Genomic DNA, 22,724 nt, shown 5'->3' on the forward strand with positions numbered 1-22,724 from the left:
CTATGAACGCATGGCACAAGCTATCGGTTAACGAAGCCATAAGCCTTCTTGCTACCGATGTAGAGCAAGGACTTTCGGCCAATGAAGCGAAAAACCGGCTCGCCCAGTATGGACAAAATAAACTGCGCAAAGGTAAGCGATTTTCGGCTTTGGTCATTTTTGTAAGTCAGTTCAAAAGTCTGATTATTTGGGTACTGATTGGTGCGGCGGCAGTTTCCGCAGCACTGGGTGAAACGGTAGACGGTATCGCCATCATTGCCATCGTAATCCTGAATGCAGTGATCGGTTTCTTTCAGGAGTATCGTGCCGAGAAGGCGGCCGCCGCATTAGCTCGTCTGACTGCGCCTCATTGCCGCGTGGTGCGCGGCGGCCATAGCGTAGTGGTCGCCGCAACTGAAATCGTTCCGGGCGATATCCTGTTGTTGGAAGGCGGGGATCTGGTCGCTGCGGACGCTCGCCTGATCCAGACATCAGTGCTTCGTATCAACGAAGCACCCCTCACCGGTGAATCGCAAGCCGTAGACAAGTTCACCGATGGCTTGCCTCTGGAAACGCCGCTGGCGGAGCGGAACAATATGGTTTTCCTCGGCACCAGCGTAACCGGAGGCTCAGGCCGCGCCTTGGTGGTGAATACCGGCATGGAAACAGAACTCGGCCATATCGCTAAACTTCTGGAGGCTGCCGAAAGCGGAGAAACCCCGTTGCAACGCCAACTTGAACGGGTAGGTCGTCTGCTGTTGATGGCCTGTTTCGGCATCGTCGCGTTAATTTTCGGCCTCGGCTTATGGCGTGGAATTCCGCCGTTTGAGCTGTTCTTGAGTTCGGTGAGTCTTGCGGTAGCGGCTATCCCAGAAGGTTTACCGGCGGTGGTGACTATCGCGCTCGCTTTGGGTGTGCAGCGTATGGTGCAGCGTCATGCCTTGGTGCGGCGCCTAGCTTCAGTCGAAACGCTAGGCCGCGCCCAGGTTATCTGTACGGATAAGACCGGCACGCTGACGATGGGTGAAATGACTGCCCGAAAGTTGATTACTCCAGAAAATTTGTATCGCGTCACCGGCGAAGGTTACGCCACAGAAGGCACTTTTTTTTCCGGCAACGTGGAAAGCATGCCATCAGAAAAACCTGATCTCCTGGCTTTGCTGCGGACGTTGGCCGCCTGTAACGATGCTGAACTGACATTAATAGATAACCGGCCTGTAGTGATCGGCGATCCTACTGAGGGGGCGCTACTGGTGGCCGCTGTAAAAGGCAGCATTACCCGTGGGGTCTTCGAGACCCAAATGCCTCGTCTGGCTACTGTGCCTTTCAATTCCGAGCGCAAGCGCATGACAGTCATTCGTAGTCGGGATAACCATACCTGGGCTTTCGTTAAAGGCGCACCCGAAGTTATTCTCAGCCGTTGTACCTTAATTCGTACCGACCAGGGAATAAGGGAACTGACTGAGAGCGACCGTACCCGCTTCCTCCACGCTAATATATTATTGGCGAGCGATGCCCTGCGGGTGCTTGCCGTTGCCGAGCGACCGCTGGACGGCTTCAGTTTCGAACAAGGCAAGGGTGTAAACGATGCCGAGATCGAGCAGGCGCTTACCTTTTTGGGACTTGTAGGCTTACAAGACCCGCCACGAGGTGAGGCTAAGGAGGCTGTGGCCAAGTGCAAACGGGCAGGCATTAAAACCGTGATGATTACTGGCGATCATCCAGACACTGCGCGGGCAATAGGCTGTGAATTGGGTATTCTGGGCAAGGGTGACGAAGTTCTCGTAGGAGTTGAGCTTGACCGCTTGGATGATGAAACGCTGAAGCAACGGGTAGCACAGGTTTCGGTTTATGCGCGGGTTACTGCTGAGCACAAGCTCCGCATTGTTCGTGCCTGGAAAGCACGGGGGGCAGTCGTGGCGATGACCGGGGACGGGGTTAATGATGCGCCTGCGATTAAGGAAGCATCCATCGGTATCGCTATGGGCATCACCGGAACCGAGGTGACCAAGGGGGCGGCCGACATTATCATCACCGATGACAACTTTGCTTCCATTGTCGCCGCCGTAGAAGAAGGACGGGGCATTTATGACAATATTGCCAAAACTTTAGCTTATCTGTTGGGCAGCAGTACCGGCGAATTGATCGTGATGCTGATTGCGGTTCTGCTGGGCTGGCCACTGCCACTATTGCCGTTGCACCTTTTGTGGATCAACCTAGTAACAGACGGCTTTGCAGCACTGGCCTTGGCGACTGATCCAATTGATGCCGACGTGTTAAATCGCCCGCCGCGATGTTCCAAGTCAGCGCTGCTCAACCGGAATTTACTCAAACTAACCCTGTTCACCGGCTTATTGGCCGCCAGTGTCACACTTGGCGTGTTTGCCTATGAATTATATATAATCGGCAACAGCCTTGATCATGCCCGCGATGCCGCCTTTACCGCCCTGGTGATCACCGGACTGTTGCGTGCCTTCGGCGCACGGAGTGAGCAGCGCCCCCTCTGGCAGATAGGCCTATTCTCCAACATGCGTTTGTTTCTGGTTGTGGCAGTGAGCTTCACCTTGCAGTTGGCGATACACCATGTCCCCATGCTGCAAACGCTGTTTCAGATCGAACCAGTGTCGCTACATCAGTGCGTAACCTGGATCGGGGTTGGATTTATACCATTGACAGCCCTAGAACTGAGAAAAATCATCCGCAGCCAAGCAAAGAAAATCTGAAACGATACGTTATTTTTCAACCCGTAAATTATAAAGGAGGTAAAACTGATAACCCCACTAACAATCTGAAAAAAAAAGTCACTAAACTATTGAATAACCTTGGAGAATCCACATGAAAACAAAATTATTGATTACCTTGCTTTTAACTGCTGGCTTACTGACTGCTTGCGCCGAAATGAACCCGCATCCTATGGATATGAGCCAAGCCGTGCAAAATGCAGAATCCAAAGCCGATCATGAGGCGCTGGCGAAACATTATGATGAAGCAGCCGATGAAATGCAGCTTAAGGTTGATGAGCACAAGAAACTGCTCAGTCAGTACCAGTCAAAAGCCTATCTTTACGGTAGACAGGCTGAAGATTTTAAAGCGCATTGCCAAAGGCTGGTTGATGATTATGAAAAAGTCGTCGCCTCTAACCGGAAGATGGCCGAGATGCATCGGGGCACGGCGCAGTAGTAAAGTTATAAATGAATTTACGAACCCAGTGCCTTGGGATTTAAGGCACTGGGGAAAATTAACGGTTTCAAGATAGCGGTTTACAACAGGAAACCGTAATAAGGATAAATAAACATGAAAATTCAGAAGACTTCGGGGATTTTGGCCGGTATGGTCAGCCTATTGGCAACAACTTGTGTTATGGGTGGCTCGATCACTACGATTGACCCACCACGCGGTATGGCTTTCAAAGATCCCGTGGCAATGGCCAATATTTCCAAGATCCCCGGTATTGTCGAGGTGAATCTGGAAGCCAAGATTGCGCCAATCAATGTCAATGGCGTAACCGCCAAATTAATGACCTACAACGGTACGTATCCGGCACCGACTATCAAGGTCAAAAAAGGGGATGTATTAAAAGTCCATTTTAAAAACTCATTGCCCAATAGCGGTGTCAACGCGATGGGCGAAACCCGCGATTTGACCAATTTGCACACGCATGGCTTGCATGTTTCACCTAAGGGCAAGTCAGATAACATCATGCTCAGTTTCAAGTCCGGCGACACCTTCAATTATGAATATGATTTGTCAAAACATTCTGGCGGCAACTTGAACTGGTATCACCCGCATCCTCACGGCAATTCGGCAGAGCAAGTCTGGGGCGGCATGGCCGGTGCGCTGGAAGTGGCTGATGAAACCGCGGCTCTGGCGGGTTATGAAACGCACACGATGATGTTAAAAGACATTACCCTGAAAGGTTCAGCGCCAGCGCCTTACGTCATGGCTGATTCCATGCACGGCAAGGAAGGCAATATCATAATGGTCAACGGCAAGGTCAATCCGGTGCTGAACATGAAGCCCGGGCAAGTGCAACACTGGAAAATAGTCAATGCCAGCAATGCCCGTTTTTATAAACTCAGTTTGGCCAGCCATAACCTGCAAATCATCGGTACAGATGGCGGCTTACTGGATAAACCGTATCCACAAAGCAGTATTTTGCTCTCGCCAGGCGAACGTATTGATATTATGGTCAAGGCATCGGCTACCAAAGGTTACTACAAGTTACTGTCAAGCCCTTATGCCACCGATGATAAGAGCATGATGGCCAGCGCAAGTAGCAGCCAGAAAATTACTTTGCTGACGGTTAATGTCACCGGTAAGGTCGTTGCTAACAAAATTCCTGCCAAGATAAACAACAAGGCAGTACGGCTAACTGTTCCAAAAGGCACAGTGACCCGAAAGATGGTTCTGGACATGCAAATGATGAGTGGCATGGCGGGTATGGGCGGTATGGGCGATACGGCCACCATCAATGATATTGCCTATTCTTCGACCAAGGCTTATACCGCCCATTCCAAGTTGAACAGCTATGAAATATGGGAAATTATCAATAATAGCGGGATGGATCACCCTTTCCATCAACACGTCAATCCTGCCCAGGTTATTTCAATTACCGGTGGCGACACGGCTTATACAAAGTTTTACACGACAAGTCCAGCCTGGAAAGATACCGTTATCGTGCCTAAAAAGGGGCGCATTAAGCTGTTAGTGCCCATTAAGGATTTTACCGGTACGACCATGTTCCATTGTCACATTCTCGAACATGAAGAGATTGGCATGGCGGGGCTTTGGGATATTAAATAAAAAAGTGGAATAATGTCTTGCTATGCTTCGAAAGCCTTTTTTCCCTGGCTTCCGAGGCGGTATTAAAAGCTCTGGCTACTGAATAATGGGGCATTCTGCATAAAGGTACGTAACGCACAGCAATTCAGAGTATCCCGAAAAACCAACATGCCGGAAACTTACCCTTTTATTGCGGACATACGCCATTCTCTCTTGTATGGCTAGAGTTCGCAGCGTTTCGATTATCAAGTGGGCTCAACACCTATCGCTTTAGTGGATAATATACATTGACTAAAATTTTTCTCAGAACGATTGATGAGCACAGTAAAAAGACTATCGGAAGAAATAGCCCAAGGCCTAAATGAATTATTACCAAACCTTAGGGGCTGTTGCCTTTTGTAACAACTGTTTGAAATCGCAGCTTTAGCCTCCACACTCTGGGTTACCTTATGTAAACTGGCTATTTTTGCCCATCCCCTCGAAAAGGTAAAAGTTTGCAACAATTCCATATTTTATAGCTACTTGCAAACCCAATGAAATTTTAAGTTTTATCCGAGTCATTCCGTTTGGCAGCGAGATGCGAAAAGAACTTTCTTCTCCCTACACCAACAATCTCACACACCTCGGCGGCAGTCTTGTCCGAGTTTTCATACAATATCCTGGCATTTTCTAATCTTTCGGGGTCGATTTTAGGTCTTCCCCCTGTTTTACCACGCGTTTTGGCGGATATACGGCCTGCTGCCGCCCGTTCCGCACGTAGTTCCCGTTCCATTTGGTGGATGGCTCCCATCATCGACAAAAAGCAACGGCCGGTGGCGGTTGTGGTATCGATATTTTCACGCAAAGACACCAGGTTAATTTGCCGTTGTTCCAATAACTTTGCTGTTGTCAGCAAGTCCATCAAGGAGCGCGTCATACGGCTCAATTCGCTGACGACCAAAATATCACCGGGTCTGGCATATTCCAGTAGCTGATCCCAGCCTGGTCTTACCATGTGCGAACCAGTCATTTTGTCGGTAAATATTTTGCCGCACCCTGCTTTTTGTAATGCATCCATTTGGGAGTCAAGATTCTGGCCACGACTGCTGACGCGTGCATAGCCGATTCGGTGGGGTGATACTGATGTAAGGGCGGATTCGGTTGGCATAGTGCAAAAACTTAACACATAGCAGGGTTAAATGCATTATGATTTTTGCAAAGGTTTTTGCACTTGAAACCAAAGGAAATGCACTTGAAAAAAGCCGATAGTGTGACAGTGCAAAAACTACACTTTTTGCACTCCCTGGACGTGGTTCCAGTATGAAGGCCAGTTCACGCCGCCTTGCGATCCTGACAAAAAGGGAAATCGATGACCTCTACGGGTTGCCGCGTTTCAGCGATAAGGACCGTTGCCTGTACTTTGATTTAAGTCCGGCCGAACGGGGTGCAGTTGACGGTATCCACACCCGCTCGGCGGCTGCTCACCTGGTGCTCCAACTCGGTTATTTTAAGGCCAAGCGGCAGTTTTTCGTTTACGAACGGGACGCTGTGCTCGACGATCTTGGTTACATTCTCCAAAAGTACTTCCCAGGCAAGGAATTGGCTACGGTCAAGGCATTGTCTAAACCCACCCGTCTCGAACAACAGCGGATCATACTTCAGTTGTTCGATTTCCGACTCTGCGATGGCACTGCCAAGGCAGAACTGAAACTGAAGGCGCAGCGCGTCGCCAAATTGTCGACACAGCCGGTCTACATCCTGCGTGAAGCCCTGAATTACTTGGCAAATCAGCGCGTTGTCGCCCCAGGGTACACCTATTTGCAGGATATGGTGGGGCAGGTTGTCACCGGTGAACACCGTCGGATTACCGATTTGTTGGACAAAACCATGACACCGGCAATCAAGGAACAACTGGAAGCCCTACTAAAATCGGATGAAGGCATATACCCGATCAGCATGCTCAAACACGAGCCGAAAGACTTCAGTTACAGTGAGTTACGCCAAGAGGTTAGCCGCCGAAAAACTATCCAACCGCTATATGCCTTCGGCAAATCCTTTCTGGGCGCAAATGGGCTATCCAATGAGAGTGTTGTCAATGGTGCAGTTCTACACCGTCTACAAACTCCAGCGCATGGCGGCACCCACGACGCGGTTGTACCTGTTGTGTTTCGCCTTCCACCGCTTTCGGCAAATCAACGACAATCTGATCGATGCCCTTATCCATCTCATTGGCCAATACGAAAAACAGGCCAAGCTTGCCGCCGAGCAGGCCATTCAGCAAGCAATAACCGAAGCCAGCGCCAACCTTCACGCGGCTGGGCAGGTGCTCGAACTGTTCACCGATGCTTCAATACCGGGCGAAACACCGTTTGCGGCTATCAAGCAAAAGGCCTTTTCACTGCTCACCGCCGAGAGTTTCCCCCTGGTGTCCGGTTATATGCGTAATATCGAATTCGACAAGGCCGCTTTTGAATGGTCGTATTACGGCAAGCTGCAACACAAATTTAAGCTCAATCTGCGGCATTTGTTCTGTAACCTGGATTTCACCGGCCTGGTGGAAGATGCACCGCTTCTGGAGGCTATCCTATTTTTACAGGAACTCCTACGTCAGGGCAAGACACCCCGGCAAATCGAGCCTGACAATTTCCCGACCGGTATTATCACAAAAAATGTGCTGCGCTATTTGTATACGAAGGTGGAGAAACAAAAGAAAAAACACCTGGAAGTGGACCGTTATGAGTTCCTTGTTTACCGCCAGCTCCGCAAAGCGCTGGAGGCATGTGATGTCTTTGTCCAGGACAGCGACGAATTCCGCAGTTTCGAGGATGACTTGATCGGCACTGAGCGCTGGAAGAAGGATAGGGACGCGATACTGCGCGAGATCGGGGCACCTATGTTACTGGCACCGATCCAGGAAACCTTGGCTCAATTACAGGAGGAGCTTGAAGGCAAATACAAGTCCGTGAACCAGCGCATTGATAACGGCGACAATAAATACATTAAGATCACAGGCGCTGGGGATAAGCGCCGGTGGTCATTAATCTATCCGACCGAGGAAGAAACAACCAATAGCCCCTTCTATGGCCAATTGCCGGGTATTGGCGTTGCCGACCTGCTCTGGTTTGTGGCAGGGGAAACCGGGTTCTTGAAGGCGTTTACCCATGTACTGGAGCGCTACGTCAAACAAGATGCCGATCCGCGTCTGATACTTGCCTGTATTGTAGCCATGGGTACGAATATGGGGTTATGGAAAATGGCGGAAGTCTCCGGGCTTAGCCATTCGGCGTTGCTGGCAACGGCCCGCAATTTTCTACGGGTGGAAACCCTGCATGCTGCAAATGATGCCATTTCCAATGCCACGGCAGCATTACCCGTGTTCCGCGAGTACGATATCGACCAGCAAATACACTCCAGCAGCGATGGCCAGCGTATCGAGACACAAATCAACACCATCAACGCCCAGCACGCCAACAAGTATTTCGGCCTGAAGAAGGGCGTGAGTTCCTACACCTTGTCCGCGAACCATGTGCCGATCAATGCCAAGATTATCGGCACGCACGAACACGAATCACATTTTGTGTTCGACATCCTGCACAACAATACAACAGATATCAGGCCAGAGCGCCATTCGACGGACACACGGCACCAACCAAGTGAATTTCCTGATCCTGCGCGTCTTCCAATATCAATTCGCACCGCGTTATCGTGACCTGCACAAGAAAATGGATGGACTGGTTGGGTTCCATCACCCAAGCCACTATGGCGATGTCCTGATCAGGCCTGCACGCAAGGTTTTAGAGCAATTGATCGTTAAGGAATGGCCTATTAATCAACGGATTCTGGCCTCACTGGCCCAAAAGGAAGTGACCCAGGCAACCATCGTGCGCAAGCTGACCAGCTATACCCGGCAGAACCAGACCAAGAAAGCCCTGTGGGAGTTGGAAAATGTTTGCCGGTCAATTCATATCCTTGATTTCATTGATGACCATTTGTACAGGCAGCACATTGGGTGCTAATCAACAAAAGGCTCTAAAGTTTCACTGGATTTTGGCTAGCTTCCTATCCATAAAGGCCTATAGGCGATTTTCGACCTCTCAAATTTTGGCTGTTTTTAGAAGCAGTTTTTCGAGAGCTTACAACCCGATGGAATCTACCATTTTTTCATCCGAGAAATCATACTCTCCCTGCAAGTTAAAATGGCTCCACCGCATGACAGAATCATTGCGGATGGCTTCAATGAGTTCCTTTTTACGTTCTTCGTTATTATCCTTGCCGAGTTCTTTTGTAAGGTAAAGGTAGTTCCAACATATAAGGGTATTTTTGATCAGCCTGCGGCAGCCTTCCGCAATGTCCTGGTCTTCTTTTTCGCCTTGAGAGAACGCGTGGTCATTTCCCAGTGAAATCGCCTTGGATAATTTATTCGCCCCCTCGACTTTATTGAGTTGTTTCTCAATCGCTTGCCTGAATTCGAGGTCGTCTGCATACTTCAAGATAAACAGCGTCTTAGGGATCTTGCCAAATTCTTTCAATGCTTTATACAGCGGGTGCTGCTTGGAGTAAGAGTTCAATCGCCTAAAAAGCTGCGAAGCCGTCGTTTTCTTTAGCTTGATTGTCGCTATAAATCGCAACATTTCGTCCCACTGGACGCTAGTAATTTCTTCATTGATATATCGATCAGGTTGAAAGCCCTGAATGTCTTGCCCCGTTGTTTTTGTTTTTCCATTCCTGAACGCATACAGCTTCTGGCGACCGAGTCCTTTGATGCGGGGTGCAAACGTGAAGTTCAGGAAAAAAGTGGAGGCAAATATCACTTCTGAATAACCGTGCGTATCCAACATCGTTGTGCATCAGGCCATCAATCACATAGGGGGCTTCGCGCTCAGCAGAGCTGATAACCATTGAATGCCACATCATCTGGCGCATATCGATGAAACTGATTACGCTTGCGCCTTTGTCTTTCCCCAAATATTTGAAGGAATAGTTGGCGTTGAGTGAATCAACAGACACCCCGACTTTTTGCCCATCACTGGAAGTGTGCAACTGGCCGGCTTGATTCCGGTAAATATCCGGTATCTCCATCTTATCCATGAATTGTAAAATGCGGTCATTCGCGCTTTGGACGTTAGCTAACGAAAAATACCAATTCAGCGTGTTATCCAACTCATTTTCATTGATCTGCTTAGAAATTTGCGCCAGTTTACGGTGGCCAATATCGCAGCCGTAGGCCATGATTCCCGCGAAAAAAACTTTCTTGGCCGGTTTGGTTTGCCGGTGTTTCATCTGCCAATGCTCAAATTCTTCCAGGAATCCGGTCGCGTTATCAACCGTGGCCAACGCTTCAAGCAAAGGGATATATTTCCGCTCCGGAAATATGCTGCCCAATGACAAGCTATCCATTTCCTCAAGCTTGGGCGTTGAAACATGGAACGTGCCATCACCACGAAACGTCAGGTGTGGATTGCCGCCGGCTGTAAAGCGGTTGTTAGTTTCCTCATAGCGTAAATCAACGGCCTGTGACAATGCCTTCAACGTTGCCTGACAATCAGCATAGCGGGTTAATTCTGCCCGGTACAAATATTCATCCCGGTTTGCATCCCAATCGGGTTTTGGGATCATATAGTCATCCAGGGAGCGATATTTTTCTGAATGAATCAGGTTGAGGACACCCGATTTGATAGCATCCGCAACCGCAAGATACAGTAGCGCCTTATACAGAGATACCCGGAACTTGCCGTCTTGAGCGACGATCAAGCTACGTTGCTCTGGCGTTAAAAACGCTATCGGTGCCTGTTTGTCGATATTTCCAGACTTTTTTTGGTAATGCACGATGGCTTCAAGCAACAGTGGCTTGCCGCAATTTGAATCAAAAATCGTTTGCCGCACAATATCGGCAACACGGCCTTGTAGTTTGAGGGATCGTTTTTCCAGTAGGTCGTAATAACCGATGCCTTGTTGCTGAAGGGTGGTCAGTTCATCCTTGAATTTGTTGATTCGTTGCTCAATGCCGGATTTTTTGGATACGGGGTGATTAATGGTTTCCCCTATTGCCACCACTTTTTGGTCTGCGGTTAATCCCGCATCAGCAATGATGGCTTTGATTGTGGCCAAGGTGCTTTTAAAATCGTTCTGCAGGCCGTCAACCAATTGTGTGACGGACTGATTCCGGCTTTCCATCTCTTGGTAACAAATTTCCTTATGTTCATTATAAGTGGCATTGATCGCAGATTGGACGGCCAGTAGCAGAACATCTATTAACATGTCTTGCAGTTTCAGCGTTTGGTAGACAATGAAAGCTATCAAATGTAAATAGCGATCCTGCTTTGCTCGGCGAGAAACCTGATGAACCTGAGCTTTGATAACGGAATAGGCGTAGTAGCGCAAGCATTCATAACTTAAACCGAGCTGGTTTACTACGGGTTTAAATTCGACATAAAGTGCCATCAAATTTTGTAGATCAGCAAGATTGGCTTCGATTTTCGAAGGCCGGGTTGATTGGGACGCTTTTTTAAGCAGCGTAATTTGATAACGCCATTTTTCGTCAGAACCCGATCCTGTTGCCTTTTCCAGCAAGGCATCAAGCGTGTCTTGCTGGGCTTTGTTCAGACTGGCTTCGATGATTCTATTTAGGCCGTGCTGATGTTCATTAATCGCTTCGACAATCAAAGCGGCCAACACGTTATAGCTGGGCAGGGAAATTTCCTTACGCGTTAATACCTGGATGATATCCAATAAAATTAATTTTGGCCGGAACTGAACGCGCAACATGATTAATATTTCGTGTTTGGCAAATGCCCTTGCGACAGTATCAAAGAGGGTAAAGCCGAAGTAATTCAAAATGATGTGTTGGTGACGAAGATACGTGGCCTTGTCATAGACGCTCGTATCAACATCATCAATCTGTACGCCTATTTGCCTGGCAACATACGCAATGTCCGTTTGATGGAACTGCCGGGCAAAAAATCGGTGCCGCGCCTTGAAGTAACCTGCCGTCACCGTAAAACAGACCTTATTCGTTGGAGACTTCAAGTTTCCCATTGCCTCATTGAGCATCTGCGGCAGGGTAAAGAATCTCCTGCGCTCAAGACTATTAAACACAGGCGGCGATTCAAAGGCATTTTTTTCTGAGGTGTTGAAAATCTTTATTTTAGGCATTTAACACTTACACCATGAAAACAATACGGCCTCTTATAGTGTCATAGTTTCACATAGTGTTATCATGTTTATGATACTTTGTATGATTAACTGGTTATGTTACTGTTTAAGCCACGTTAAGCCTATAAAATTATGAGTTACAGAAACGGTCGTTTATGAAACGGGTAAAGTTATGTTAATTGGCTATGCGAGGGTCTCAAAATCCGATGGCTCCCAAGTTCTTGATCCCCAAATCGACGCTCTAATAGAGCATGGCATCACGCCAGATCATATTTATAGTGATTATGCGTCCGGTAAGAATGACGAACGTCCCGGCTTGTTATCCTGCCTAAAGGCGTTAAGGGCGGGTGATTTTTTGATAGTCTGGAAACTCGACAGGCTAGGCCGAAATCTAAAACATCTGGTTACTACCGTTCATGAGTTATCTGAAAAAGGTGTTGGTTTTAAAGTGTTGGCTGGACAGGGGGCTAATATTGATACTGCTACTTCCAGTGGAAAACTAATTTTCGGTATTTTTGCGGCCTTGGCAGAGTTTGAACGTGAATTGATCAGTGAGCGAACAAAAGCGGCTTTAACGGCGGCAAGGGCAAGAGGGAGAAAAGGTGGTGCAAAATTCTCATTAACTAAAGCTCAAGTAAGATTAGCTCAATCCGCAATGGGGCAAAAAGAAACCGTCATTTCCGAGCTTTGCAAAGAGCTAGGCATCACCAAGCCAACCCTTTATCGTTACCTTGCACCTAATGGTGCATTAAGAGAATATGGTAAAAGGGTGCTGGGTGTTGACCAGTAGTACAGTAAAAAAGTTGAAGCTCATCTTGTTCAGAAAAAATCAAATTAACAACAAATTTGTCACTAAATCCCGTGAAACTTTAGAGCCTTTTGTTGATTAGCACCCACCATTAATGAAAACGCCGGCCCATTCATGAAAAAGCAGTGACAGAATTAATGAAAAAAACGGTCAATCCCTCAGGAAAACATGACGGTCAGCTCCCGGTAAGACGCAATTTTTTGGGTAAGGATTTTTCATTATTTATGTCATGTTTATAAAAATTTTTCATTCATTGTGTCATTTTTCAACACTACGGTGACACAATTAATGAAAAAACACTTTTAAATCAATACTACGCTTTTCATTAATTGTGTCAATTTACAGATTGATTTATTTTCACGGCAGATGGTTGGCTGGTCAATGTCAGAACGTATGCAAGCCAAGCTGGTTAACGACGCGTTATTGATGGCAATATGGAAACGTAAACCGGGTAAAGGGCTAATCTGGCATACGGATCGGGGTAGCCAGTACGCCTGATAGTCATCGGACGCTGCTTCTCGAACACGGCATTATCCAAAGTATGAGCCGCAAAGGCAATTGCTGGGATACGCGGTTGCCGAAAGCTTTTTTCATACCTTAAAAACCGAACTGATTCATCAGAGGCGTTATCAGACCAGAAGTGAGGCGAAGCAGGATATATTCGAATACATTGAAGTCTTTTACAACCGGGAGCGTTTGCATTCCACCAATAACTATTTGTCACCAGTAGACTATGAAATGCAGTTCAAAGCTGCTTAACTTTGTGTCCGGAAAAGTGTTGACACATCATCTTGCAAGTATATGACTTTCTAGCACAAGCCATTGTTTAAAACCAATCAAAAAAATAGATGATTTTAGTTTCTTTTTGGCATATTCACTTCTTACAAATCCACTAGAACTATTCAAAAACTGGTTAATTAAATCAGTTCTTAAATTTTCAGCCAACGCCTCAAAATTAGAATATGCCAAAGCTCTATCTTCAGTAGAAATAACTGGAGAACTCACTATCAAATCACCATTATGTTTATTAGTGTTATCATCCGAATTCTTAACACCTATTCTCGATACAGTTTTTTTAGACAAACTTCCTACACTCGAATGATCCCAATTTTTAGCAAGCGACGAGCTTAGCCATGCAGCTGGTGATTTTACGTTTCCTTTTGTGATAGCAATTTCAAGACCATCGATATGACGGCCTATATAATCATGATTTTCATAGCTTTCTAAAATATTTTTTGCAACTTCTGGTTTTATGCCAAAACTTAACACCCTACCGAAAAGATGTCCCTGCCCTCCCCCGTCTAAATTATCTTCCACCTTATATTCAATGGCATTTGAACGATCAACACGTTTAGAAATTATAAATTCAATTTCCCTAACAGTACGACCAAATTTATATTCCTGTAACTCAACCCTTAACTCAGTTAAATTGTTAATTTCTTCTAACGCTGGTTTAATAAAATCACGTTTTAAAAACTTATATTCTGGCTTATATTCAAGCGATCCAACAATTCTGGGAATCCACCAATCAAGCGCATGCTTTCCAGTTCTTCCTGAGCCACCCGCTTTATTATTTGTTAAGTATCTTGCGCAAATCTCATATAAAGCCAACGATGCCCCAGATCTAGTGAGCTTAGTCATCATCTCCAAATTAATGCGTGTAAAAAACATCGCTGGATCAAGCAATCTATCTTGTATTAATTTATTTAATTTCCAAGTAACAAGAGTAGGATGACCCTTACGAGAAATAAATCTTGGTTCATCAATTAACCCCAAAACTCTCGTCTCATCTATAACACCATCAACATAACGCCATTCAAAATCCAATCTTCTGATGTCTTTAAATGTTTTCTTTATTGTTCTAAAATCAGAAGACAAGTTACACAAATGTAATACATCACTTAAAACAGCAACATATTCATCCTGTTTACCCATTTGCTGAGAAAGTAAAATTACCGCATTATAAAGCAACCTCATTGTGCCTGAAACGCGTTGCTCCAGTGTTGGCATAATATGTATTAATTCATTAGGTTTATGAATAATTTTAGTTTTTGCCATAACACTAGCCTAAAGAGAGATATTTTAATTATACTTCACCTTAAGAACCACATCAAAAGGATTTTAACTCACCAAGAAACGTAATTTCACTCACCTATTAACGTAAAGATACGGATTTAACACCACCAAGAGACGTTATTTTACTCACCTAAAATAACGCAAGCAATTGATATTAAATAATTTAAACGTAATTCAAACTATTTAAGCTGTTATTATAAACTAAACAACATAAATCCCTCAAACAATAAAAATCGATAACAATTAATTAGTTTTAATACAACTCATTAATTTGTAAGACAAATATAATTTATAATCAAACTAAAGTATTTTTCCAACAGCATCAAAGGTGAGTAAATTTACGCTTGAATAATTAATTTTTAATTATGTCTTGTTTAAATTCTATTTCTAGTTTTAAATACATAAAACTAAATTTTAAGGAAATTAACATGGCACGCCCTAAAAAAGACTTTTCTCCTAAAAAAGAACAAGAACAGAAAAGTATTGTAAAAGCTATTCTAGAACCTAGGCCAAAAATATCCATAACTCAAGTTACAAATATTGCAGCTGATGCAAAAGCTGTTCTTGAAGCAGTTAGACAAGTTATGCTTGAACCTTTCCCTAGAAAATTACCTCCTGAATTTACTACTAACCAAGTAGCAGATCTCTGTGAAATGACTAAATCAGAATTTAAATCCGCTGAAATTTCTATCGAAAGTACAAGAGGAAAAGTTAAATCTAGTGACAATTACAAATCATATACCCTCAAAGAAACAATTGAACTAATTAAACTTATTGGCAAGCTGCCTCCCCTACCAAAAAAGAAACAAGGAAAAGTTATTGCAGTTGCCAGTTACAAAGGGGGCGTTGGTAAAACAACAATTTCGGTTTCACTTGCACAAGCTTTAACATTAAGGGGATTAAAAGTTCTCTTTATTGATTTAGATCCTCAGGGTAGCGCCACAACGCTTTTTGGTATAAGTCCTGAAGTAGAGGTTCAGTATGAAGAAACTATTATGCCATTTATCTATCAGGATGAACCTGATTTAATGTATGCAGTACAAAATACTTATTGGGATTTTCTTGACCTTATACCCGCATCTTCTGAAGTTTTAGGTGCCGAATACATCTTACCTGCAAATGCAAGCAAAGAAGGGTATGTATTTTGGGATCAACTAAATCAAGGCATAAAACCACTAAGAGATATTTATGATGTAATTGTTTTGGATACATCACCATCACTTGGATATCTTACTCAAAACGCTATGGCTATGGCAGATGGTATTTTAACGCCATGTCCCCTTGAAGCTCTAGATTTCGCATCACTTACTCAATTCTACGGGGTTTTTACTGAAATATCCTCATTATTACCAGGCTATTTTGAAGATAAAAAATTTGATTTCATTGGCGTAATCATAAATAAAGCTAAGCTAGAAAAGGATGATTTCACAACAGGCAATATAATTAAAAGTTGGATTAAAAATAGCTTTAAAGAATATCTTTGGGATGTCATTATTCCAGACTCTAAAATTCCGAAAGAAACAACCAGTCAATTAAAAACCATTTTTGACCTTTCTTACGATGAGGTTAAATCAACTGCATATAAAAGATTTAGGGAGCCATTGGATAAGCTGGCTGATCAAGTTCTTTTAGAACTTTACGAAGCCTGGAAAAGAGGCTAGCATAAATTATCAAATTAAGAGTCTTAATTCCTTTAAAATCAAAAAGTTAAATATATATGAAAAAAAATGAACGACTACTCAAAACAATCGGCATCAACCCTCAACAATCAGATATCGACAAACCATTTGCACCAAAATCAGGGCCTGGCGTATTGATGAGCCAACAAAGAACCGCAGCCGAACTTGAAAAAGCGAAGGCAGAGATAGAGGTTCTAAAAAACAAATTATTACCGATAGAACAATTAGTTTCTGTACCTGAAAGAATGCGTAAACTAAAATCGGGAGAGTTTGAAGACCTAAAAGCCAATTTGGCTTCAAATCAGCTAGTACATCCTATTATTGTTAGAAAAATTGCAGAAGATAAATATGAAATAGTAGCAGGGCATAACAGAGTAGCGGCTTATAAAGAACTCGGAAGAACACATATAGAAGCTGATATTAAAACGATATCTGATAACGAAGTATTTGAAGCCGCATTTTATTCAAATTTTTTCACATCAGATTTATCTGATTTTGAAAAATACGAAGGATTTAAAATTATTCAAAATAACACAGGTGAAACACAAAAAAGCATAGCAGAAAGGGCAGGGGTTACACCTACACTTATTTCATATTTATTTTCATTTGAAAAACTACCAAAAGATGCGATAGGGTTAATAAAAAACCAACCATTTTGTCTTGGAGCAACGCAAGCAGCAAAAATAGCAAAGGGAGAAGAAAGTAAAATCATTCAAGGATTAAATATGCTTCTATCAGGAGAGCTTCAAACAGAAGCCCAGCTAGTGGCGTTTGTACTTCAAAAAAATAATACAAAGGAAATAACAGAACCAACAACTTTTAAAATAGGTAAGAAAATATTTGCAGAGTTATCTAGTCGTAATGATATCATTGCAATAAAATTAAAAGATCAGAATCAAGTTACAGCTATCAAGCAAATAATTGAAACAGCGATCAATGAATTCATAGAAAAAATTAATTAAGACTCTTAATTTCAATAAATTCAAGTAATTATAAAAAACAATCATAAATCCAAAAACAAATCAGCACTTGTAAATTTTACATTCAACTTCCGAGACGCAAAACAATACTGGGAGCCTGAAATTTATGAGCACCAAGGAGGACTCCGTCAGTAATGCTGCGAATCTTTCGCTGTTTATGGTGACATTTTACAACTGCTAATGCCCCAAATAAATGGCTTGGACAACGAAAGCGTGCTCGATTTGAAAACCATCTTCAGGAGGCGGAAATACACACGTCGGATTATTAATTCACTGGGCTTAAACGGGCATTGGAGGCTCGCCTTAAAAAATAGGTACTCCCCGAGACCAATATATCGTCGAGCGTGGCTTCAACCGCTTCCGGGGCAAAGTGCTGGGCTTGACACTGCGATATATTTGAGCTCAACAACCCGTGTCAAAGGACTGGTACGGCAGCTTACCATTTGCCTACGGGTATTATGCCTAGTGGAGTTTGAGGTGCGTAAAACTTTGCAGGAACAAAATGAAAAACTGGCGGGCATTTATGCAGGCAACCCAAGCGGGCGACAACCAAACCCACTACCGAAATGATGCTAAAGACATTTCGGGGAATAACACTGAGTATGTTGATTATCGATGGGGTTGAGCATAGCTTTATGACCCCGCTGAATGCGTACAACAAAATATTTTGAGGTTAGTTGGTTGTTTCCCTGCTGTGATTTACTAGGCAGTTCAGTTGCAATCTGTCGAACTGGCTACCTAAATAGGCGAACGGTGAAAATATCAATATTCAAATAAATTTTTTGAACATCTTGTGCAAATAACTTTGCTCCCCATCAACCATAAAAAACACATTTCGTTCTTCCAGCTCAGATTGCTCACATGAAACATTCAAAAGACTATTAAACGAAGTTCCTGAAACTATAAAAGCATTCAAGGTCAATTTCGGATCACCCAGTTTTTCTTGGATCACTTTTACTTCGTTGTAAAGCCCAAGCTTGGGATCATTCAGGCTCATTTGGCGTAAGCCTTTTGGATCGACAAAATTTAACCATTGCTCGCCGGTTTCGTCATCCACCAGCCACAGCAAAAAATCTGGATAGAAATTACCCGCCAAAGCAAAGCCCAAACCTTTGGTTTTGGTATCTGCATTGCGTAACAGGTAAAGACTGCGCTTGCCAATCATTTGCTGACCCAATGGTGACTTGTAGAAGGTTTCAAGGTCGCGCACAAACTGCACTTCACTAGGCGCATCGAATGCCAGTGGGCGCATTTTTAGCGGTACATCGCCTTCAATAGCGAACAGGGGATAATATAAATGGCGGTCAAAACAAATGGCAACCATTTGCCCTGCATTCCACTGGCTGGCTTCACCTATTTTTTCATCTGTTACAAGCACCTGTAACGCCTGGATTCTCTTCTCATAAGCTTCGCCGTCTTCATTATTGTCGATGTCAAAATGAACAACTTTAAGTAAACTATCATCGTCTGTTTTTAAATGCACCACATCATAAAACTGACCTTCATAGGCGTTTTTCAGCGATTTATAAAAACGGTCAGTGTAGTCTTGTAGCAAACGAATCAAAATATCTTCTTGTTTGCGGATATCAGCAATAGTAATGACCGTCAACTCAGATGAGGGGATATACAAGGTGTACCAGTCATCACGGCTTAAACAGAAGCTCATCAGCCGTGAACTATCCAGACGCAAATTACTCCAGCTGCGTTGTTGTTTGAATGCCTGTACTGCCAGGTAAATGCGGTCAAAATCGAACACTACCATTATCGTTTTTACAATTTTGCCCACTTGCCTGATGTTGACAACGGATGCTACACCATCAAGGCTTTTCCCAGCTGCCATTGCCTCAATCTTGGGATATAAATCCAGCTCGATATGCGCTTTTTTGATTTTATCCTTAAATTCGGCGGGTACTTCGTATAGCCACGGAAAGTGTGTGCGTTTAAACCCCTTGATTTGGTTATCTTTGTAACCGTCTTTCAATGCCAGTGTTTTCAGGGAGTTTTTTGGCAGATTGGCACGGGTTTTAAAATCTAGCTGGATCATTTCATCGGGTGTTGTAACGCCTTCTTCTTTCAAATAATCTTTGAAAGTGGCCATATAACCAGCGTTGACACCGAAAATATTCAGTGTTTCGAGACGTTCCAGATGTGCTCCCTTTGGCCGCTGGCTCGGTATGCTACGTTTAAGTGAATAATCCTGACCTTTTAGGCGCACACCACGTCCAAATAGCTGGATGATTTGCGAACCTTCGCCTTTACCCATGTTGAGCAAGCCCATCGTGGATACGCGCCAACTGCTCCAGCCCTCGGTAAATTTACGCGAGCCGATTAGGACATGCAACTGACTGTCTTTACCGTTGAGCGTACCGAATAGAGAGCCACCGAAGTCATCTGCTTCAGTATCAAATGATTCTAAAGCTTTTTTCTTTTTTATTTCAGGATCAGCGTCAGATTTTGGAACTTGATTTATCGCTTCAGCTTCTTTGAAAAAACCGGCATCATCGCCAATATTAATCAAACCAAATGGCTCGGCATTGCCAACGCGTAATACCAGTTCGCCTTTACTGGTTTTCAGATTGACGACTTTTAAACGTTGTCTGGATTCAGCATTAAACAGCTTTTTGAGTATATCGGCGTACACCTCATCGGCGCTGAATGCCATGAGCGGTGTAAAACGATCATGGAAAATATTGCGGCCTTTGCCATCCAGCAGACGGGCGGTATTGGCGAGTAAATCTTTTATCCACAGCTTGGTTTTTGCCTCGTCGTTTAAAAAACCGGCCAGGAATTTCAGTACATTCAAAATGTCCGAATCTTCCCCTGCAACGGTGTTGCCGACAAAAATCCACAATGGTTTTTCAATGTTGAAGTCAGCTAGTTTTGCACGATTGCTGTGCCAGAGGTATTGCTGCTGATAAAAACTCAGCAGGCAAGCGGTGAAGTACTGGCGTTTAATGTCTTCTTGTTCGTAATCCTCGTCTTTCAGGTTAAGGATCAACGACTCTTTGCCGTAGCCGTCTTCATAAAAAAACTTGTAGGAGTAATCAAACAGAATGCTTTTGGCGTAAATTTCCCGTGTTGCTAAAGTTCGCGCCTTGCGCTTTTCTTCGCTGGACAGATTTAACCGTTGCCTTTGATCATCGTCGAGTTTTTTTAGGTTGGTGGTTTCAAACAGTATTTTGGCTTTTTTCTTCTGCAAGTCTTCTTCGGCCTTTTCCACTGTTAAGCCTTTAGCGACCGCCTGCCCAAACGTAGCCGAATATTCAAAAGCAAAACCGCCGCGCACTAAAGACTCGCGCCGACTCATCCAGGCACCGGCGGCTGTACCTGTACCACGATGGCCTTCATCGACCAATACCAGATTATTGCCTTCAAACGCTTCCACGGCGACCGTTTTATCGCCCATTTGGTCGCCGAGTTTGTTGATGTCGATGACTTCAATAGCGTTTTTGAAAACGTCGCCACGGTTTTTGGCAAACAGGTGGAAGTTGTCAAAGCCCGACAGTTTTAATTCGGCTAAATGCTGGTGTGACAAGCCTTCGTTGGGGGTCAGTAAAATGATTTTATCGGGATAAGCGGTGGTTCTGCCATTTTGGAAGTAATGCAGATATTGTTTGATGTTGACGTGCAATAACAGGGTTTTGCCGCTACCGGTAGCATTCCAAAACGCCAGTTTGTTAAGTTCATCGGCATCAAAGGACTGAAAACGGTGCGCTGTATCTTTTTCAGCGTCGTTGTAGATTTTCATCTGTGCATTCAATCCATCCAGCAATTGCTGACGGTGATTGAAATACCAGTCCAGGTAAATCTCGGTAAACAGCAGCGACAGGTACTGAAAATATTTCATATTCAGCACGGAATTTTCCTGTTGGTTGCGCTGCTCCGTAATAGCGTTCCAGTGCTGCACAATGTTCAGGTCGTATCGGCGCAAATCGTGCTGGCTAATACGATCTACTTCAAACAAGTTGTGTTGAAGGGCATGGAAAAATCCACTTTGGCCATCGTCTTCTATGCCCTCATGCCGATCTTCACCCAAGCGGTTTTTTAATCCCTCAAGGTTACCGTCTTTAAAAAAGCTCATCATCCATTGGTTAAGGACGAGTTCCTGGTGGAAGCTTCGTTTTGCGGTTTTACTCATGGGCTGGTCCTTTTTTATCCATTTGCGCGAGTTGGTCATCGGCCAGTTGCGCTTCAATAAACCGCTGCATATCTTCTTTTTTGGGCAGTTCCAGCAGGTATTTGGATACAAAAATTCCATTGTCGATACCGGCCAGCGCGTATTCCACCAAGGCATGGTCTTTCTGCGTACATAACAGAATACCGACTGGCGGGTTATCGCCTTCTGTCATCATATTTTGGCGATACCAGCTCACATAGGTATTCAATTGACCAATATTTTCATGGTTAAATTCAGCCAGTTTCAGCTCGACCAAGACATGGCATTTCAGAATACGGTGATAAAACACCATATCAATAAAATAATGGGTTTCACCAATCAAAATGCGCTTTTGCCGCGCTTCAAAACAAAAGCCGTGCCCCAACTCCAGCAAAAATTCCTGTAATTTGTCGAGTAATTGGTCTTCGAGGTGCGATTCGCTCATGACCTCCTGTGGCTTTAAGCCCAAAAACTCGAACACATACGGGTCGCGTATCATTAAGGTGGGTGTTGCCGCTTCCGCACTGGCCTGTGTCAGTTCAGACAAGCGTTGTTTATTGGTCGAAAGCCCTGAGCGCTCATAATAAAGGCTGGCTATTTGTCGCTTTAGCTCGCGCACCGTCCAATTACCCCGGATGCACTCCATTTCGTAGAAAGTTCGTTTTGTCGCGTCGTCGCATTTCAATAATTCGGCGATGTGGGTGAAGGAAAGTTTGCCCACTATCTCTTTGCTAAAGGTTGTCAATTCGGGATTCAGTGAATCCCGAATCTTAGGAATTGCTGTGGTGCCATGTTGCGAGAGTTGCGCTTTTAATTCGGGGGGCAGTGAATCCCGAATTTGCGGATAGGTGGTGTAGAACTGACGGTAGCGGCGCAATTCGCGTTCTTCTGTCCTAACAACACCGGCCTTCAGAAGATCATGTGACAAACGTTCCAGCAGCCTGTCGCCATAGTGGGCGCGGTCAGAACCTTGTTGCTCGTACTCGACGATATACGCCCCGATTAGCCAGTTACGCAAGGTTAGGCTTATGTTGACCGCACGGCCTGCTTGTGCGGCCATTTCAGCATGAACTTGCCCGATGGCAACCACCAGTTGTTCAAAAGAAAGCGTGGGCGTGGATGGCTTAGCCATG

12 protein-coding genes and 3 pseudogenes are annotated in these 22,724 nt (G+C 44.5%); 10 read left to right on the forward strand and 5 right to left on the reverse strand.

The window, feature by feature from the left end:
• The first annotated feature begins 2 nt into the window (after positions 1–2).
• The 3 genes from CRENPOLYSF2_RS04515 to CRENPOLYSF2_RS04525 all read left to right on the forward strand — a co-directional run bounded on the left by CRENPOLYSF2_RS04515 (position 3) and on the right by CRENPOLYSF2_RS04525 (position 4,782).
• Positions 3–2,702 (forward strand): cation-translocating P-type ATPase, encoded by a 2,700-nt coding sequence (locus CRENPOLYSF2_RS04515; RefSeq protein ID WP_087142760.1) that lies wholly within the window; start codon positions 3–5, stop codon positions 2,700–2,702.
• Between the two features lie 112 nt (positions 2,703–2,814).
• On the forward strand, positions 2,815–3,159 hold the full coding sequence (locus CRENPOLYSF2_RS04520; RefSeq protein ID WP_087142761.1) for a hypothetical protein: 345 nt from the start codon (positions 2,815–2,817) through the stop codon (positions 3,157–3,159).
• A gap of 114 nt (positions 3,160–3,273) precedes the next feature.
• Positions 3,274–4,782 (forward strand): multicopper oxidase family protein, encoded by a 1,509-nt coding sequence (locus CRENPOLYSF2_RS04525; RefSeq protein ID WP_245807896.1) that lies wholly within the window; start codon positions 3,274–3,276, stop codon positions 4,780–4,782.
• A gap of 520 nt (positions 4,783–5,302) precedes the next feature.
• Here the strand turns inward: CRENPOLYSF2_RS04525 and CRENPOLYSF2_RS04530 are convergent.
• Positions 5,303–5,908, reverse strand: coding sequence for a recombinase family protein (locus CRENPOLYSF2_RS04530; RefSeq protein WP_087142762.1), 606 nt, complete (start codon positions 5,906–5,908; stop codon positions 5,303–5,305).
• 152 nt (positions 5,909–6,060) lie between these two features.
• Between CRENPOLYSF2_RS04530 and CRENPOLYSF2_RS19535 the strand changes: the two genes are divergently transcribed.
• A complete protein-coding gene (locus tag CRENPOLYSF2_RS19535) occupies positions 6,061–7,185 on the forward strand; it encodes a DUF4158 domain-containing protein (protein ID WP_140396799.1) in 1,125 nt (374 codons plus the stop codon).
• Positions 7,186–7,633: 448 nt separating this feature from the next.
• A pseudogene (locus tag CRENPOLYSF2_RS19540) lies at positions 7,634–8,756 on the forward strand (Tn3 family transposase).
• A gap of 117 nt (positions 8,757–8,873) precedes the next feature.
• Here CRENPOLYSF2_RS19540 and CRENPOLYSF2_RS04555 read toward each other — a convergent pair.
• Positions 8,874–11,892, reverse strand: a pseudogene (locus CRENPOLYSF2_RS04555) (Tn3 family transposase).
• A gap of 172 nt (positions 11,893–12,064) precedes the next feature.
• Between CRENPOLYSF2_RS04555 and CRENPOLYSF2_RS04560 the strand changes: the two are divergent.
• Together CRENPOLYSF2_RS04560 and CRENPOLYSF2_RS19155 are read left to right on the forward strand one after the other, a co-directional pair.
• Complete coding sequence (locus tag CRENPOLYSF2_RS04560; RefSeq protein WP_087142766.1) at positions 12,065–12,682, forward strand: recombinase family protein; 618 nt, start codon at positions 12,065–12,067, stop codon at positions 12,680–12,682.
• A 363-nt stretch (positions 12,683–13,045) separates the two neighbouring features.
• Positions 13,046–13,459, forward strand: a pseudogene (locus tag CRENPOLYSF2_RS19155) (IS3 family transposase); the annotation flags it as partial.
• A 27-nt stretch (positions 13,460–13,486) separates the two neighbouring features.
• Here CRENPOLYSF2_RS19155 and CRENPOLYSF2_RS04575 read toward each other — a convergent pair.
• Positions 13,487–14,758: a replication initiation protein gene (locus CRENPOLYSF2_RS04575; RefSeq protein WP_087142769.1), complete on the reverse strand. Its 1,272-nt coding sequence runs from the start codon at positions 14,756–14,758 to the stop codon at positions 13,487–13,489.
• A gap of 446 nt (positions 14,759–15,204) precedes the next feature.
• Between CRENPOLYSF2_RS04575 and CRENPOLYSF2_RS04580 the strand changes: the two genes are divergently transcribed.
• From CRENPOLYSF2_RS04580 to CRENPOLYSF2_RS19340, 3 genes are all read left to right on the forward strand, one after another.
• A complete protein-coding gene (locus CRENPOLYSF2_RS04580; protein WP_176371034.1) occupies positions 15,205–16,437 on the forward strand; it encodes a ParA family protein in 1,233 nt (410 codons plus the stop codon).
• Positions 16,438–16,493: 56 nt separating this feature from the next.
• Positions 16,494–17,417, forward strand: a complete 924-nt coding sequence (locus CRENPOLYSF2_RS04585; protein ID WP_087142771.1) for a ParB/RepB/Spo0J family partition protein — start codon at positions 16,494–16,496, stop codon at positions 17,415–17,417.
• Positions 17,418–17,937: 520 nt separating this feature from the next.
• Positions 17,938–18,060 (forward strand): hypothetical protein, encoded by a 123-nt coding sequence (locus CRENPOLYSF2_RS19340; RefSeq protein ID WP_272867685.1) that lies wholly within the window; start codon positions 17,938–17,940, stop codon positions 18,058–18,060.
• A 144-nt stretch (positions 18,061–18,204) separates the two neighbouring features.
• On the opposite strand, the gene CRENPOLYSF2_RS04590 is transcribed toward CRENPOLYSF2_RS19340, so the two are convergent.
• Entirely contained in the window at positions 18,205–21,573 is a 3,369-nt protein-coding gene (locus tag CRENPOLYSF2_RS04590; protein WP_087142772.1) for a DEAD/DEAH box helicase family protein, read from the reverse strand.
• Positions 21,566–22,723, reverse strand: a complete 1,158-nt coding sequence (locus CRENPOLYSF2_RS04595) for a PDDEXK nuclease domain-containing protein (protein WP_217884068.1) — start codon at positions 22,721–22,723, stop codon at positions 21,566–21,568. The genes CRENPOLYSF2_RS04590 and CRENPOLYSF2_RS04595 overlap by 8 nt, the downstream gene beginning before the upstream one ends.
• Position 22,724: the final 1 nt, after the last annotated feature.

The organism is Crenothrix polyspora (assembly GCF_900163755.1).
Classification (GTDB): domain Bacteria; phylum Pseudomonadota; class Gammaproteobacteria; order Methylococcales; family Methylomonadaceae; genus Crenothrix; species Crenothrix polyspora.

Excerpts from the sequence above, each read along its gene's own strand:
- CRENPOLYSF2_RS04515 (WP_087142760.1), top strand. The coding sequence starts at position 3 with ATGAACGCATGGCACAAGCTATCGGTTAACGAAGCCATAAGCCTTCTT.
- CRENPOLYSF2_RS04520 (WP_087142761.1), top strand. The coding sequence starts at position 2,815 with ATGAAAACAAAATTATTGATTACCTTGCTTTTAACTGCTGGCTTACTG.
- CRENPOLYSF2_RS04525 (WP_245807896.1), top strand. The coding sequence starts at position 3,274 with ATGAAAATTCAGAAGACTTCGGGGATTTTGGCCGGTATGGTCAGCCTA.
- CRENPOLYSF2_RS04530 (WP_087142762.1), bottom strand. The coding sequence starts at position 5,908 with ATGCCAACCGAATCCGCCCTTACATCAGTATCACCCCACCGAATCGGC.
- CRENPOLYSF2_RS19535 (WP_140396799.1), top strand. The coding sequence starts at position 6,061 with ATGAAGGCCAGTTCACGCCGCCTTGCGATCCTGACAAAAAGGGAAATC.
- CRENPOLYSF2_RS04560 (WP_087142766.1), top strand. The coding sequence starts at position 12,065 with ATGTTAATTGGCTATGCGAGGGTCTCAAAATCCGATGGCTCCCAAGTT.
- CRENPOLYSF2_RS04575 (WP_087142769.1), bottom strand. The coding sequence starts at position 14,758 with ATGGCAAAAACTAAAATTATTCATAAACCTAATGAATTAATACATATT.
- CRENPOLYSF2_RS04580 (WP_176371034.1), top strand. The coding sequence starts at position 15,205 with ATGGCACGCCCTAAAAAAGACTTTTCTCCTAAAAAAGAACAAGAACAG.
- CRENPOLYSF2_RS04585 (WP_087142771.1), top strand. The coding sequence starts at position 16,494 with ATGAAAAAAAATGAACGACTACTCAAAACAATCGGCATCAACCCTCAA.
- CRENPOLYSF2_RS19340 (WP_272867685.1), top strand. The coding sequence starts at position 17,938 with ATGAAAAACTGGCGGGCATTTATGCAGGCAACCCAAGCGGGCGACAAC.
- CRENPOLYSF2_RS04590 (WP_087142772.1), bottom strand. The coding sequence starts at position 21,573 with ATGAGTAAAACCGCAAAACGAAGCTTCCACCAGGAACTCGTCCTTAAC.
- CRENPOLYSF2_RS04595 (WP_217884068.1), bottom strand. The coding sequence starts at position 22,723 with ATGGCTAAGCCATCCACGCCCACGCTTTCTTTTGAACAACTGGTGGTT.